Genomic DNA, 16,254 nt, shown 5'->3' with positions numbered 1-16,254 from the left:
AGGAATTTTATTAGTGCAGCAGATAGCTAAAACTATCGTTCTGGTATACAACAATCTGCCCAAACCACACAAGATCATGCTTGGATCTCTAACGCTGGTCACTTTGGCTATCGCGATATGGCGGCCTGTTGTTTATCATGAACAAGAAGAACGGACAGGTAGTATTATTCTCAGTACTCCGGATAGCATTCCAGAAGCAACGGATGATGTCGCTGGGGATGCTAATGAACAACTCCCCAATGAGGGCATTGGGGATGATGATGGCAGTTCTGTTGATACAGCAGCAAATGTTCCGCACCAATATGTTGTCTCCAGTGGTGATACTCTGAGTTCGATTTTGACTCAGTTCGGAATTGACTCCTCTGATGTTGCTTTGTTAGCAAACCGATATAAGTCATTGCGTAATCTAGGTATTGGTCAGTCATTATCGTGGACGACTGACGATAATGGGAATTTAAAAACGCTGACCTGGGATATATCACGTCGTGAAACTCGCGTTTATACTAGCGAAGGAGATATTTTTAACGAAACGCAAGAGTTCCAGAAGGGAGAATGGAAAAATAGTGTCATCACAGGTACAGTTGATGGCAGTTTTAATAGTAGTGCCCTGATTGCTGGATTAACAAGCAGCGAAGCCAGAGAAGTGACAAAAGCGTTGCAATGGCAGATAGATTTCCGCAAATTGCGTAAAGGTGATCATTTTTCTGTGCTGATGTCCCGTGAAATGCTTGATGGGAAAAGTGAGCAGAGCCAATTGTTAGGCGTTCGCTTACAGAGTGGTGGCAATGATTATTATGCTTTCCGGGCCAGTGATGGTCGTTTTTACGACAGCAATGCTTCCGGTCTTGAGCGTGGTTTCCTGCGCTTTCCTACAACTAAACAGTTCAGAGTATCTTCCTCTTTCAATCCACATCGCTTAAATCCGGTAACCGGCAGAATTACAGCTCATAAAGGGGTTGATTTTGCTATGCCAGTAGGAACTCCCGTTTTGGCAGTCGGTGATGGTGAAGTTGTTGTCGCCAAATTTGATGGTGCGGCCGGTAATTTCATTGCCATACGGCACGGTCGTCAATATACAACTAGATACATGCACTTGAGAAAAATACTGGTAAAACCGGGTCAGAAAGTGAAACGGGGTGAACGTATTGCGCTATCAGGGAATACGGGGCGTTCAACAGGCCCACACTTGCACTTTGAATTCTGGGATAACCAGAGACCGGTTAATCCGCTCACTGCAAAATTGCCGCGTTCTGGTGGGTTGAGTGGTAAAGAGCGTACAGAATATGTAGCCATGGTTAAGGAAACTAAGCCTCAATTGTTGCTAGATTAAGCGCATCAACTTCCGATTATTGACAGAGATAAAAGCGGATGATGACTATCATCCGCTTTTATCTTATTTAGGGCTTTAGCCAGTTTAAGAAGCCCTATGCTTCTTAAACATAAAACCACCCGCTATGCGGGTGGAGATCAGGGGGTTATACCAAGAAAAACACCTTTCCGTTACGATATAGATGTTCAAGCTAATATGCGTAACTAAGAAGGAAAGGTGTTTATGGGAATTAAAGCACAAAGCTTGGCCCACACAAAGTGGCTCTGCAAATACCATATCGTCTTTTCGCCGAAATACAGACGTAAAGTTATTTTTGCAAGTTTACGTTCAAGTATAGGTGAGATTTTAAAAAACCTTTGTAAGTACAAAGGGGTAGAAATAATAGAAGGACATTTGATGCCAGATCATGTGCATATGTTGGTGAGTATCCCGCCGAAAATCAGTGTATCGAGTTTCATGGGATATTTGAAAGGTAAAAGTTCACTGATGATATTTGATAAGCACGCGAATCTAAAATACAAATTTGGCAACAGGAAGTTTTGGTCAGAAGGATATTATGTGAGTACAGTAGGACTCAATGAAGCCACGATCCGTAAGTATATCCGAGAGCAGGAAAAGCAAGATTTCATACAGGATAAATTGAGTGCACGTGAGTATGAGGACCCCTTTAAGGGGTAAGCCAAAGAGACAATGACATTTAGCTTGAACAAAGAGAAAGCGGCGTCATTTTGGCGCAGTCGGTAACATGCCCTTATAGGGCGAGAGCAAACCACCCGCTATGCGGGTGGTTTTGATTTTTTGTTGTAAACTTTCGCCTTGAGAGCAAATATTGGGATCATCAGAGTTAGCTCATGAATAAAGAAAAAGATACAGATAGTAAATTGGGATATGTCCCTCGGTTTCATCGAGCTTATTTACATCCCCGTTATTGGGGTCTTTGGGCTGGCGTGGGGCTATTGGCAGGATTGTCTTATGTCCCTGTAAAATGGCGTGATCCATTTCTGGCCAGGATAGGTATTTGGGCGGGAAGAAAAGTGAAAAGTGCTCGTCGCAGGGCGAAAATCAATTTAATTTACTGCTTTCCTGAATTAACGGAACAGCAGCACGAAGAGCTGATTGATCGCATGTTTGCTACCGCCCCTCAATCGTTTGTTATGCTGGCGGAGCTTTGTCTCAGGGGAGCAAAATCGACACTTGAGCGAACCCAATGGCATGGTGAAGACATTATTCAAGCCTTAAAAGCACAAGGCAAAAATGTGATTTTTATGGTTCCACATGGTTGGTCTGTTGATATTCCCGCGATGTTGTTGGCTGCCCGTGGCCAACAAATGTCAGCGATGTTTCATCATCAAAGTAATCCCGTGGCTGATTACTTATGGAATAAAGCGCGCTGTCACTTTGGTGGTCGTTTGCATTCCCGTGATGCGGGAATTAAACCCTTTATCTCTACAGTGCGTGAAGGCTTTTGGGGATACTATTTGCCTGATCAGGATCATGGCGAAGAGCACAGTGAATTTGTCGATTTTTTTTGCCACTTACAAGGCTACGTTGCCTGCACTTGGGCGCTTAATGAAGGTTTGCCGCGCCGCCGTTGTTCCGCTATTTCCGGTTTATAATTGCCAAACTCATCAGTTGGACATTTATATCCGTCCACCCATGGAGGATATTGCAGGACAGGATGATACCTATATTGCTCGCCGAATGAATGAGGAATTGGAGGCATTGGTGAAGCCGAATCCTGAACAATACACCTGGATCTTAAAATTACTTAAGACGCGGAAAGCAGGGGATATTGAGCCTTATAAAAGGGAAGATCTGTGATGATTGGAATAATAAAATTAATCATAATAAGAGGCAGTGTACTGCCCCTTATCCTTTACCATTTGTTTTTATGAATAGCCCATTATTCTACTTCAAGTACGCGACAGGTATTGGTACTGCCAATTGTTCCCATCTGATCACCTTGGGTCACAAGTACTAAATCCCCAGAGATGAGATAATCTTTATCGCGCAGACGATTCACTGCTTCATTTGCCGCTGCGATCCCATCAGTATGCGAGCTACAATAAACGGGTGTTACACCACGATACAGGGCGGTACGGTTTAAGGTTGATTCATGGCGAGACATAGAGAAGATAGGCAGGCCAGAACTGATGCGGGACATCATGCGAGCCGTGCGGCCAGATTCAGTCATGGCAATAATTGCCTTGACGCCTTTCAGATGGTTGGCGGCATACATGGTAGACATTGAAATCGCTTCTTCAATGCTATCAAATGTAATATCCAGGCGATGTTTGGAAACATTGACACTTGGCATTTTTTCCGCGCCAAGACAGACTTGTGCCATAGCGGCAACGGTTTCCGCAGGATACTGACCTGCGGCTGTTTCAGCAGAAAGCATAACCGCATCAGTACCATCCAGTACCGCATTGGCGACATCCATGACTTCAGCACGCGTCGGCATTGGGTTGGTGATCATAGATTCCATCATTTGTGTGGCTGTAATCACAACACGATTCAGTTGGCGAGCGCGGCGGATCAGTTTTTTCTGTACACCAACCAGTTCGGGGTCACCAATTTCAACACCGAGATCACCACGAGCGACCATGACAACATCCGATGCCAGAATAATTTCATCAATAATTTCGTCACTACTAACAGCTTCTGCCCGCTCAACTTTTGCAACGATTTGGGTTTCGCAACCAGCATCTCGTGCGAGACGGCGCGCATAATTCAAATCTTCACCTGAACGAGGGAAAGAAATCGCAAGATAATCAACCCCAATTTTGGCAGCTGTGATGATATCCTCCTTATCTTTTGCTGTCAGTGCTTCGGCTGATAACCCGCCGCCCAATTTATTGATGCCTTTATTGTTGGAAAGCGGGCCTCCCACAGTCACTTCCGTGAAGATTTTCATCCCCTGAACTTCCAGGATTTTCAATTGAACACGTCCATCATCCAATAGCAGGATATCACCAGCCGTTACATCAGATGGCAAACCTTTGTAGTCAATACCGACTTTTTCTTTATCTCCCTCTCCCTTACTTAGATTGGCATCCAGCAGGAATTTATCCCCAATATTCAGGAAAATTTTTCCTTCTTTAAAGGTGGATATGCGTATTTTAGGCCCTTGAAGATCACCGAGGATGGCAACATGACAACCTAAACGGGCCGCAATTTCGCGTACTTTATTAGCACGTTGGATATGATCTTCCGCAGTACCATGAGAGAAATTAAGGCGAACGACGTTGGCCCCTGCTTGGATAACTTTTTCAAGATTATCGTCACGATCTGTAGCTGGGCCAAGTGTAGTGACGATCTTTGTTCTTCTGAGCCGTCTGGACATGCATTACTCCGTTGACCTGTGAAGTATACCTTTTGTTTTTCAAGTTGCCGCATCGGTGGGTGGTCACTTGAAATCCATAGGGTATATGAGTTTTCGATTACCGTAGGATAACCATTAATTTATTGATTATTAACCCCGACTGCGAATATGCAGTGGGGAAAAGTCTACATATGCTATCAGTCTGGAGAATTGATAAATAGTGAACAAAAACACAGTCTATTTTCTGGTTTATTCAGGCTTATCAAACCGTGAATTACGCAACGCTTCTTTGACCCTCTTCAAATTATCTCTGAATTTTGAGCCGCGGCGCAGTGTAAAACCCGTTGCCAGTACATCAATGATGGTTAATTGAGCTATTCTTGAGACCATCGGCATATAGATATCTGTATCTTCGGGAACATCCAACAAAATGGGGAGGGTAGCTTCGTGCGCTAATGGGGAGCCTGTTGAGGTAATGGCGATCACTGTTGCATCGTTTTCGCGGGCCAGTTTAGCAATTTCTACAAGGCTTTTTGTTCTTCCAGTATGGGAAATTAATACGACAACATCGCCTTCGGTACTGCTAATACAGCTCATTCGTTGCATCACAATATCATCAAAATAGGTCACTGGAATATTGAAGCGAAAAAATTTGTTCATGGCATCATGGGCCACAGCGGCTGATGCTCCCAAACCAAAAAAAGAGAGTTTTCTGGCTTGTGTCAGAAGGTCGACTGCGCGGTTGATGGCGGCAATATCCAGATTACTTTTGACCGTTTCCAGATTTGCCATGACTGATTCGAAAATTTTGTTTGTATAAGAGGTGACGCTGTCACTTTCTTCCACGTTTCGGTTCACATAAGGTGTACCATTGGCGAGGCTCTGTGCCAGATGCAATTTAAAGTCAGGAAATCCTTTGGTGTTGAGGCGACGACAAAAACGATTCACCGTCGGTTCACTCACATTCGCCATTTTAGCCAGAGTGGCAATGCTTGAATGGATGGCAGTTTGTGGTGAAGCAAGAATGACCTGCGCAACCTTTTTCTCTGACTTACTCAAAACATCAAGACTATTTTGGAGCCGTTCCAGTGTGTTCATAAAACGAAGTTTAACCTCGGTTTTAACGATTTCATTAACAGGCGAAATCTATTTCATTTTCATGAAAATATACTACTTGTTATTGAAAGCTGGCAGTGGCAATAACCGGATAACATGGGATTTTTCATGAAAACATGACAGGAGTCTAACTTTCAACTTGGTAAGATTAATTCTTAATCGTTGTAAATTTTCAGTTTACAATCACTGCTCGGTATGAATTATAACCATATTGCCAGTGAATACAAAATTACCATGAATGTGAAAGGGGGTACAGGAAGCGGCTGTGCGGTTATTTAATAGCCTGCGCACAATGGGTTTCATTTTGTCACTAATCCAGCAGCAACGTGAAATACGAAGAGCTATATCAATAATCCATGAATAATCAGTGTTTACTGCATATAACCAAAAGAGTACATTACCCACAGATTCTGTAAAAAAATTACAATATCCCGTAATTGAGGAGATGCAACATGGCGGTGACGTCTACAGCTCAGGCTTGTAATTTGGTAATTTTTGGGGCGAAAGGAGACTTAGCACGCCGGAAATTAATGCCTTCCCTTTACCAGTTGGAAAAAGCGGGTTATATCCATCCTGATACCCGAATTATCGGCGTCGGTCGAGCTGACTGGGATAAAACAGCCTACACCAAAGTCGTTGAAGAAGCATTGGTGACATTTATGTCCGAAAAACTGGATGCAGAATTGTGGAAGAAACTCCGTTCACGTCTGGAATTTTGTAATTTGGATGTAAATGAAACGGAGCATTTCAACGAATTAGCAAAAATAATTAATAAAGATGACTTACCCGCTATTCACTATTTTGCCATGCCTCCAAGTACATTTGGTGCAGTATGCCATGGATTAGGCGCTGCGGAGCTGAATACGGAACCCAATCGTGTAGTGATGGAAAAACCGCTGGGAACCGATCTTGCTTCTTCCAGAGCGATTAATGATGAAGTTGCAAAATATTTCAATGAGAGCCAAATTTACCGTATTGACCATTATTTGGGGAAAGAAACGGTATTGAACTTATTAGCGCTGCGTTTTGCCAACTCGCTTTTCGTCAATAATTGGGATCATCGCACGATTGATCATGTACAAATTACCGTTGCTGAAGAAGTTGGTATCGAAGGGCGCTGGGGCTATTTCGATCAGGCAGGGCAGATGCGCGATATGATCCAAAATCATCTTCTGCAAATTCTGACTATGATTGCCATGTCACCACCGGCTGACCTGACAGCAGATCGTATTCGTGATGAAAAAGTAAAAGTGTTGCGTTCATTGCGTCGGATTAATCAGACCAATGTCAGGGAAAAAACGGTTCGCGGGCAATATACAGCAGGTTTTGTGCATGGTAAGAAAGTTCCCGGTTATCTGGAAGAAGAAGGGGCGAATAAAGCCAGTAAAACAGAAACTTTTGTGTCGATTCGTGTCGATATTGATGACTGGCGCTGGTCTGGGGTGCCTTTCTACCTGAGAACCGGAAAGCGGTTGCCGGCTAAGTGTTCTGAAGTTGTCGTCTATTTCAAAGAACCTTCCCTGAATCTGTTTGCTGAATCCTACCAGCAATTACCACAAAACAAATTGACAATTCGTTTGCAGCCAGATGAAGGCATTGATATTGAAGTGCTAAATAAAGCACCGGGGCTGGAACATAAACACCGTTTGCAAACGACCAAGTTGGATCTGAGTTTCTCTGAAACATTTAATCAGACACACCTTGCTGATGCTTATGAAAGGTTATTGTTGGAAGCAATGCGCGGTATTCAGGCACTGTTTGTCCGTCGTGATGAAGTGGAAGAAGCCTGGAAATGGGTGGATTCCATTATCGATGCATGGGCGGCGGATAATGAACCCCCGAAACCTTATCAGGCCGGCACGTGGGGACCCGTGGCTTCTATCGCGCTGATTACACGTGATGGTCGTTCATGGAATGAGTTTGAATAAACGGTGGTTTTTTTTAGTTTGTACTAAACGACTCATCAAAAGAATGGCCGGACTTAATGTCCGGCCGGTTTTTGTGAAAATAATTCAAAATTTGATATCTGAATGATAAAATTATAGTAAAAATAGCTACTTACTCCACTTTTTTTACTAAAAGTGAAGATTGGCTAACCAAATATAAATTATTGCTTTTTATTTGGTGCTATGATAGAAATACATCATTACATTTTAAGACGAGGGTTCTTAGTATATCACGCGGTAGTTATGTGTGATGAACGAATAAAACATCATGAATAGCGCCAAAAGCGTCAACATTCAACATAGTAACAAAATTCAACGTTGTACCCATGTTTTTTTCCTTTCCACTATCTTATCCAGTGAGCACTACTGGTGCGGCGCCCTTTAGGGCCTTCTCCTGCTAACCGGTTCTTCACCGGTAATTAATTATCACTTGCCAAAATATTTTGCTAAAAGTCAGTTTGATTCTGATGTTGCATAATCGCATTTGCCGCCGACTTTGTGGGCATTTATAGCTTGATATCTTGGCATGCTTATTAGTATGTTCAGGAGAAAAAAATGTTTTATTGGGTATTTCTTGTACTGGCGATTGTGACAGAAGTCATTGGCACTCTGTCAATGAAACAAGCCAGCGTTTCAGGTGGTTTTACAGGCATGATTGTGATGTATACCATGATCACAACTTCTTATATTTTGCTGGCAATCGCTGTGAAAAAAGTGTCATTGGGCGTGGCTTATGCACTTTGGGAAGGTATTGGGATCCTGTTTATTACCGCTTTTAGCGTAATGTGGTTTAACGAGTCGCTGTCATTGATGAAAATAAGTGGATTAGCATTGTTGATAGCTGGGATTGCTTTAATCAAGGTGGGGGAGAAAAAAACCAAAGCCCATGCTTCAAACAAGACATCAAAACATAATCCATCAAGCTCACTAAACGGTATTTTGAACAAGCAAATCAAGGAGGCATGATATGCTAACTCAATTTGAATGGTGGCATGGTGCGTTCCTGGTCTTGGCCGTTGTTTTGGAAATTGTAGCAAATATTTTATTGAAATTATCCAATGGATTTCAGCGCTTCTGGATGGGTATTTTGTCTCTGGTTGCTGTTTTGGGCGCATTCAGTGCGTTGGCTCAGGCAGTGAAAGGGATTGAGCTTTCCATTGCTTATGCTTTATGGGGAGCATTCGGCATTATTGCTACCGTCGCCGCTGGCTGGGTAATGTTTAACCAAAGACTGAATTTTAAGGGATGGAGTGGTATTGTGCTGCTGTTGATTGGCATAATTATTATTAAAATGGCCTAATTTCTACTCTCCATTCCTTAAATTTCATTTCTAACATGGCCTTGAATGAACAATAGCTCATTTAAGGCCATATTTGTTTGATAGATACAGACTATAAAGCGGCAATAATTTTGATTTCGACTTTATACTTAGGGTTCATCAATGCTGCTTGAACAGTACAGCGGACTGGCGCACTTCCGGCAACAACCCATGCGTCCCACGCGGCATTCATGCCTGCAAAATCGGCTTTATCTGCCAGAAAAATTGTAGCATCCAAAATCTTGCTTTTATCTGAACCAAGGCGATGTAACAGGGTATCAATGGCTGCCAGAGTATCGGCGGTTTGCTCTGTAATATTACCGTCCAGTTGTTCTGGCACACTGGTATAATAGATAGTGTCATTGTGAACGACCGCTTCTGACCAACGGGTATCTGGGTCAATGCGTTTAATAGTCATTAAATCTCCTGTTAATTTATCCAGTTTTTTGCTGAATTGAGTAGTTATTACAACTCAGTATTGGCATAATTCCGCCACATTTTATTGAAAGAGACTGTTTGTGTCAGACGATTTTGCGAAAAATGGCATACTAGCCAAAGCCATATCAGGTTTCAAGCCACGCGATGCCCAGCGGGAAATGTCTTCGGCTATTACAATTGCGATTAAAAAACAGCAACAATTGGTCGTAGAAGCAGGAACGGGAACCGGTAAAACATTTGCTTATTTAGTACCTGCTTTGCGCTCCGGTAAAAAAGTGATTATTTCTACGGGTTCTAAGGCATTACAGGATCAGCTTTACAATCGAGATCTACCCACTATCGTTGAGGCGTTAGGTTTTACCGGCAAGCTGGCGCTATTAAAAGGGCGTTCAAATTATTTATGCCTTGAACGCCTTGAGCAGCAGACGATCGGCAATTCCCAGTTAGACACTGAAATCTTGGCGGAAGTCATCAAATTGAAGCATTGGTCAGGCCATACAAAAGATGGTGATATCAGCACCTGCTACCAAGTGGCGGAAGATAGCACTGTTTGGCCATTGGTCACGAGTACTAATGACAATTGTTTTGGCAGTGATTGCCCATGCTATCAGCAATGTTTCGTTCTGAAAGCCCGTCGAAAAGCAATGGAAGCGGATGTGGTGATTGTTAACCATCATCTGTTTATGGCTGATATGATGGTTAAGGATACCGGTTTTGGTGAATTAATCCCGCAGGCTGATGTGATGATTTTCGATGAGGCGCACCAGATCCCTGATATTGCCAGCCAATATTTTGGCCAGCAATTAAGCAGCCGTCAATTGATGGATTTATCGCGTGATATCATCATGGCTTACCGTACTGAAGTGCGGGATCAGGCACAATTGCAAAAAAGTGCAGATCGTCTCAGCCAAAGTGCACAAGATTTCCGTTTGTCATTGGGGGAAAACAGCTATCGGGGTAATCTTCGTGAAGCCTTGCAACAGCAGCAAGTTCAGCGCGCATTGGTGCGGTTGGATGATGCCCTTGAGCTGTGTTATGACGTGATGAAACTCTCTTTGGGGCGTTCAACCATGCTGGATGCGGCTTTTGAACGGGCAACGGTGTATCGCAATCGTCTTAAGCGTCTGATTGATGTCAGCATACCTAATTACAGCTATTGGTTCGAAAGTTATGGGCGGCATTTTTTACTGGCTCTGACACCGTTATCGGTTGCCGACAAATTCAGTGAGATGCTCCGTGAACAATCAGGTAGTTGGATTTTTACATCGGCAACATTGTCGGTCAATGAACAGCTAAATCATTTCACTGAACGTTTAGGGCTAAAACAGGCCCAGACATTACTTTTGTCTAGCCCCTTTGATTATCAGCGTCAAATGTTATTGTGTGTGCCGCGTCATTTGCCATCACCTAACCAAAATGGTGGTGCAAAATGGCTGGCTCGTATGCTGAAACCATTAATTGAAAGCAATAAAGGGCGCTGTTTTTTCCTCTGTACTTCTCACCAAATGATGCGCAGTTTAGCGGAAGAGTTCCGTGCCAGTATGACATTGCCAGTATTAGTGCAGGGTGAGACGAGCAAGTCACAACTGTTGGCACAATTTATCTCTGCGGGTAATGCATTGTTGGTGGCGACCGGCAGCTTTTGGGAAGGGGTGGATGTCCGCGGTGATGCATTGTCCTGCGTTATTATTGATAAATTGCCGTTCACTGCGCCGGATGATCCTTTGCTTAAGGCCCGTATTGAGGATTGTCAACTTAAGGGCGGGGATGCTTTTCACGAAGTCCAGCTTCCCGATGCCGTGATTGATTTGAAGCAGGGCGTTGGGCGTCTGATCCGTGATATTGATGATTATGGCGTTGTGGTCATTTGTGATAATCGGCTGGTGATGCGTCCATACGGTGAGGTTTTTCTAAACAGCTTGCCTCCCGCTTCCCGTACCCGTGATTTATCAAAAGCAATTGCGTTTCTGAACTCACGCCCACCGCGGTCTGGGGAATAAAATGTCGGGGCGATGATGTTGGGGCTATGGTAGTATAGCCCCTTATTTTGGATCCTATATCTTGCCGGAGTTAAGGCATGTCCACACGAATTTTAGCTATTGATACTGCAACTGAAGCCTGTTCTGTTGCACTTTGGAATGAAGGTGCTATTGAAGCACAGTTTGAAATTTCCCCACGGGAGCACACGCAACGTATTTTACCGATGGTTCAAGCGGTTTTATCAAAAGGTGGAGTAAACCTGCAACAATTGGATGCGTTAGCGTTTGGTCGTGGACCGGGCAGTTTTACCGGTGTACGGATTGGTGTTGGCATTGCCCAAGGGCTGGCACTGGGCGCTGAATTACCGATGATTGGTGTTTCTTCGCTGAAAACAATGGCGCAAGGGACTTTTCGCTTAACAGGAGCAACAAACGTTTTGGTTGCGATTGATGCGCGGATGGGGGAAGTTTACTGGGGACAATACACTCGGAATTCACAAGGTGAATGGCAGGGCGATGAAACGGAAGCAGTTTTGAAACCTGAGCAAGTGCAAGAGATTATGAATTCCTTATCAGGCGAATGGGGAATTGCGGGAACGGGATGGGAAGCCTATCCTCAATTATTGGACTGCCACTTAATGCTGACAGCAGGCGATGTTATTTTACCCCATGCGGAAGATATGCTGCCACTGGCCATTCAGATGTGGGACGCAGGGGAGGCGACAGCGGTTGAACACGCTGAACCTGTTTACTTACGTAATGAAGTGACATGGAAAAAATTACCGGGCCGTTAAGGTCTTCTGCCTGGCGCAATAAAATTCATGCAACTTGCGGCAGAAAGCAGTGTCCATGAGTATAAAGCAACTGTCTTGAACGCGATTTTATGGCGTTATCTGATGATACGAATTATTCCATTCTTCATTTTTTCTAATCATCGCATTCAAGATGGTCAGCAGCTTGCGCATACAAGCCACAAGAGCCACTTTTTTGGCCTTACCCGCCGCCAGCAGGCGGTTGTAAAACGTCTTGATTACCGGGTTAAAACGGGTTGCCACGAGTGTGGCCATATACAACGCTGTCCGAACCCCAGCGCGCCCGCCAAAGATGGTTCGTCGACCCCGCATAGTTCCCGAGTCACGGTTAACAGGAGCAACGCCAACAAGTGCACTGATTTCCCGACGCGAGAGCTTGCCCAGTTCAGGGACTTCTGCCAGCAGGGCTGCTGTTGTCATTGCCCCAATGCCCTTGATGGCGCTGAGCCGGTCAGCCAGTTCCTTAAAATGAATCTGGATATGTTTATTCATATCTTCATCGATCCGCGCCAGCTCAGCTTCCAGTGCTTTAATGACAGTGTTGATGCTCTTTCTGCTCTGAGGATGCGCAGGATGTAGGCGATTACGCTCAGCAACCAGCATCGTAATCAACTGCCGTCTGCGCACCACCATGGCAGAAAGAATCTGACGTTCCGCATCTGGCAGCGCCCGAATAAACCGTTCTCGTTCGGGATGACGGTTTATCACTTCTGCCATCTGAGTCAGGACCTTGGCGTCAATGCGGTCAGTCTTTGCCAGATATCCCATGGCCCGGGCAAAATCTCGCGCTTGCCTGGGATTAATAACAACGACATCAAACCCTTCGGCCTGAAGCGAGCAGGCAACAGCAGATTCCAGTCCACCGGTGGCTTCCATCAGAATCAGGGACACGAGATGTTGCTTCAGTACGGACACAATGGCATCAAAACCATCAGGATCATTACTGGCAGTGAATGCCTCTACGCCAGTACTCACGGCGATATCTAATGAGGCTTTGGAAACATCGATGCCCACACAAAGTGGATTTGGCTGACTCATATTACCCTGCCTTGCAAATACGTTATGGATGACGGACAACTGTTCGGGTTTCAGATGAGTGGCTCAGTGTATGCGTCAATAGCTTTAAAACGGGCTTAAAACCCCAGGGCAACTCAGACTGCGTACACTGTGCCAAATCTAATCGTATTTATTTTAACCTACTTTTAAGATACAAGGGCTAGAGTCTGACTAACCAGACGATGGATGGTTAGTCTAATAAGTTTTTTCTACGTTGGAGGCGTTATGTTCAATGGAATATACTATCGAAGCATACTGCAAGCGGTGGCATTATTGGGAACCCTGGTACTTACGGGTTGTGTGTCAGTGCCTGATGTTATTAAAGGAACGACTAAAACACCAATGGAAAATCTGCTTTCTGTCAAGAATATGCCTGAGTTATACATTGGACATGAAGGGAGATTTGGCGGCAAAGTGCTGAGTGTCTTGAATGAAAAAAGCCAGACTCGATTAGAAATATCTGCCATGCCACTAGCAGGCAATGCTTCCCCTCGTATGGATACGCCTTCTTTGGGGCGAGTTTATGCCTACGTGAATACTTTTTTAGAACCCAGTGATTTTAAAGATCATTATGTGACTGTTGTAGGTTTGATTACTGGTCTTGAAAAAGGAAAAGTAGGCAATAGTCCGTACAATTACGTTGTGATGAATGCAACAGGAGTAAAACGTTGGTATGAATCTCAGCGAATGATTTTTCCCCCTGCTGTAGGAACTGATCCATGGAGCTATTATGGCAACCCTTATGATCCGTTTTGGCGCGGTTATTCATCATTACAGCCTGTATCAGTTGAAACAATTTTAACTGAATAAACCTCTTGTCAACCAAGGGGGATCTGGTGTGACATGAACTCCTGATAATCATCCTTTAACTGGTATGCCTTACTTATAGCTGTTTGGAATAATAGTAAGACTCCAAGCCAAAAATTATTAAATCAGTGTATAATTAGTTAATTATAAATCCAAGTGTTAATAATTTAACTAATTTATTGATAAATAATAAAAAATACTCAGGCGGCAAAAGCTGCCTTATTTTTTTGCAGTCATTGATAGTATTAAATTAGTGATGTGTATCGCCAACCTGAACATTGTTGCTTTGCAAACTGGCACGCTGAGTTAATAATTTGTTAAATATACAGGTCAGGTTTGTTTTATGGTCAGTGGTTACATCGCAATTAGATTTCAGGAGTATTCAACTTGGAAAAAGTTTGGCTAAAACATTATCCGGCAGATGTTCCGGCAGAAATCGATCCCGATCGTTATTCGTCGTTGATTGAAATGTTTGAAAATGCTGTAGCGCGTTATGCCGATCAAGTCGCATTTATCAATATGGGCGAGGTAATGACTTTCCGTAAATTGGAAGAGCGTAGTCGTGCCTTTGCTGCCTACTTACAGGATGGTCTGGGGTTAAAACAAGGGGATCGCGTGGCATTGATGATGCCCAATTTGCTGCAATACCCTGTGGCACTATTTGGTATCCTGCGTGCAGGTATGGTTGTTGTCAATGTGAACCCGCTCTATACCCCACGTGAATTGGAACACCAGCTTAATGACAGTGGCACATCTGCCATTGTTATCGTTTCTAACTTTGCACATACCCTAGAAAAGATTGTCTTTAATACGCAAGTCAAGAACGTTATTTTGACGCGTATGGGTGACCAACTTTCACGTCCCAAAGGGACTCTTGTTGATTTCGTCGTTAAATACGTTAAGAGGCTCGTACCTAAATATCACTTACCGGATGCTATTTCGTTCCGTAGTGCGATTCATAAAGGCTACCGCATGCAGTATGTCAAACCGGATGTAAAAAACGAGGATTTGGCTTTTCTGCAATATACGGGGGGAACCACAGGGGTTGCGAAAGGTGCAATGCTGACTCATCGTAATATGCTGGCAAACCTTGAACAGGCCAGAGCCTGTTATTCTCCGTTATTGAGGCCTGGGCAAGAGCTAGTGGTAACTGCACTGCCGTTGTACCATATCTTTGCTTTAACGATAAATTGCCTGTTCTTTATTGAATTGGGGGGGCAAAATTTGTTGATTACCAACCCTCGTGATGTAAATGGCACAATCAAGGAACTGTCGCGTTATCATTTTACCGCACTATCAGGTGTTAACACATTATTCAATGCCTGGCTGAATAATGCGGAATTCCAGAAGCTGAATTTTTCCTCACTACGTTTATCTGTTGGTGGTGGCATGGCCGTACAACGAGTAGTGGCTGAAAAATGGCAAAACTTGACAGGTTGTCATCTGTTGGAAGGATATGGATTGACGGAGTGTTCCCCTCTGGTTTCAGCTAACCCGCATAACTTGACCTATTACAGTGGCAGTATTGGCTTTCCCATTGCTTCAACAGAAATCAAGCTGGTAGGGAATGATGGTAATGAAGTTTCACTGGGCGAAGCAGGTGAAATGTGGGTGCGGGGACCACAGGTAATGAAAGGTTACTGGGATCGCCCTGATGCGACTGATGAGGTGTTGAAAGATGGCTGGTTGGCAACTGGGGATATTGCCAGCGTAGATGAAAAAGGCTTTTTACACATTGTTGACCGGAAAAAAAGATATGATCCTGGTTTCTGGATTTAATGTCTATCCAAATGAAGTAGAAGATGTTGTTTCTTCCCATCCTAAAGTGTTAGAGTCGGCAGCAGTGGGCGTTCCGAGTGAAAACTCAGGAGAAATTGTCAAAATATTTGTGGTACGCAAAGATCCCAGTTTGACTGAGGATGAACTTAAAACGCATTGCCGTCGTTACCTGACGGGATATAAGGTGCCGAAGCTCATTGAATTTCGTGATGAATTACCAAAATCTAATGTCGGTAAAATTCTTCGCAGAGAACTTCGCAATGAAGAATTGGCAAAAGTGGATAATGCTGCTACAAATTGAGCCTGTTTATTGCCATATCCCATTGCACATCAACAGCGCCGGTTTTA

At 43.9% G+C, this 16,254-nt stretch carries 12 protein-coding genes and 2 pseudogenes; 10 read left to right on the top strand and 4 right to left on the bottom strand.

Annotation, left to right across the window (positions count from 1 at the left end; genetic code table 11):
• Nucleotides 1-13: 13 nt before the first annotated feature.
• The 3 genes and pseudogenes from mepM to lpxM all read left to right on the top strand — a co-directional run bounded on the left by mepM (nt 14) and on the right by lpxM (nt 3,151).
• Nucleotides 14-1,330: a murein DD-endopeptidase MepM gene (gene mepM / locus PXH59_RS06140; protein WP_285810829.1), complete on the top strand. Its 1,317-nt coding sequence runs from the start codon at nt 14-16 to the stop codon at nt 1,328-1,330.
• A 222-nt stretch (nt 1,331-1,552) separates the two neighbouring features.
• Complete coding sequence (gene tnpA, locus PXH59_RS06135; RefSeq protein WP_047767579.1) at nt 1,553-2,008, top strand: IS200/IS605 family transposase; 456 nt, start codon at nt 1,553-1,555, stop codon at nt 2,006-2,008.
• Between the two features lie 173 nt (nt 2,009-2,181).
• A pseudogene (lpxM, locus tag PXH59_RS06130) lies at nt 2,182-3,151 on the top strand (lauroyl-Kdo(2)-lipid IV(A) myristoyltransferase).
• An 82-nt stretch (nt 3,152-3,233) separates the two neighbouring features.
• Here the strand turns inward: lpxM and pyk are convergent.
• Together pyk and PXH59_RS06120 are read right to left on the bottom strand one after the other, a co-directional pair.
• Nucleotides 3,234-4,676, bottom strand: a complete 1,443-nt coding sequence (gene pyk / locus PXH59_RS06125) for a pyruvate kinase (RefSeq protein ID WP_285810827.1) — start codon at nt 4,674-4,676, stop codon at nt 3,234-3,236.
• A gap of 228 nt (nt 4,677-4,904) precedes the next feature.
• Nucleotides 4,905-5,753, bottom strand: a complete 849-nt coding sequence (locus tag PXH59_RS06120) for a MurR/RpiR family transcriptional regulator (protein ID WP_047770038.1) — start codon at nt 5,751-5,753, stop codon at nt 4,905-4,907.
• A 470-nt stretch (nt 5,754-6,223) separates the two neighbouring features.
• Here PXH59_RS06120 and zwf point away from each other — a divergent pair, with 470 nt between their 5' ends.
• From zwf to mdtI, 3 genes are all read left to right on the top strand, one after another.
• Complete coding sequence (gene zwf, locus PXH59_RS06115) at nt 6,224-7,699, top strand: glucose-6-phosphate dehydrogenase (protein ID WP_047770040.1); 1,476 nt, start codon at nt 6,224-6,226, stop codon at nt 7,697-7,699.
• Nucleotides 7,700-8,272: 573 nt separating this feature from the next.
• Nucleotides 8,273-8,683, top strand: coding sequence for a multidrug/spermidine efflux SMR transporter subunit MdtJ (gene mdtJ / locus PXH59_RS06110; protein WP_047770042.1), 411 nt, complete (start codon nt 8,273-8,275; stop codon nt 8,681-8,683).
• Nucleotide 8,684: 1 nt separating this feature from the next.
• The gene (gene mdtI / locus PXH59_RS06105; protein WP_047770043.1) at nt 8,685-9,017 is read left to right on the top strand and encodes a multidrug/spermidine efflux SMR transporter subunit MdtI; all 333 of its coding nucleotides are present in this window, start codon (nt 8,685-8,687) and stop codon (nt 9,015-9,017) included.
• A gap of 91 nt (nt 9,018-9,108) precedes the next feature.
• On the opposite strand, the gene PXH59_RS06100 is transcribed toward mdtI, so the two are convergent.
• Complete coding sequence (locus tag PXH59_RS06100; RefSeq protein ID WP_285810824.1) at nt 9,109-9,453, bottom strand: RidA family protein; 345 nt, start codon at nt 9,451-9,453, stop codon at nt 9,109-9,111.
• Nucleotides 9,454-9,553: 100 nt separating this feature from the next.
• On the opposite strand from PXH59_RS06100, the gene yoaA reads away from it, so the two are divergent.
• Complete coding sequence (gene yoaA / locus PXH59_RS06095; RefSeq protein ID WP_285810823.1) at nt 9,554-11,473, top strand: DNA repair helicase YoaA; 1,920 nt, start codon at nt 9,554-9,556, stop codon at nt 11,471-11,473.
• Between the two features lie 77 nt (nt 11,474-11,550).
• Nucleotides 11,551-12,246 (top strand): tRNA (adenosine(37)-N6)-threonylcarbamoyltransferase complex dimerization subunit type 1 TsaB, encoded by a 696-nt coding sequence (gene tsaB / locus PXH59_RS06090; protein WP_285810822.1) that lies wholly within the window; start codon nt 11,551-11,553, stop codon nt 12,244-12,246.
• An 87-nt stretch (nt 12,247-12,333) separates the two neighbouring features.
• Here tsaB and PXH59_RS06085 read toward each other — a convergent pair whose 3' ends face one another.
• Nucleotides 12,334-13,302, bottom strand: a complete 969-nt coding sequence (locus PXH59_RS06085) for an IS110 family RNA-guided transposase (RefSeq protein ID WP_285808913.1) — start codon at nt 13,300-13,302, stop codon at nt 12,334-12,336.
• 204 nt (nt 13,303-13,506) lie between these two features.
• On the opposite strand from PXH59_RS06085, the gene PXH59_RS06080 reads away from it, so the two are divergent.
• Nucleotides 13,507-14,130: a Slp family lipoprotein gene (locus tag PXH59_RS06080; protein ID WP_434223346.1), complete on the top strand. Its 624-nt coding sequence runs from the start codon at nt 13,507-13,509 to the stop codon at nt 14,128-14,130.
• A gap of 384 nt (nt 14,131-14,514) precedes the next feature.
• Nucleotides 14,515-16,207 (top strand): annotated as a pseudogene (gene fadD / locus PXH59_RS06075) (long-chain-fatty-acid--CoA ligase FadD).
• Nucleotides 16,208-16,254: the final 47 nt, after the last annotated feature.

It is taken from the genome of Xenorhabdus bakwenae (genome assembly GCF_030272115.1).
GTDB lineage: Bacteria > Pseudomonadota > Gammaproteobacteria > Enterobacterales > Enterobacteriaceae > Xenorhabdus > Xenorhabdus bakwenae.
Note: the sequence above shows the minus strand (reverse complement) of the source record. Positions and strands in the feature narration are given on the sequence as shown.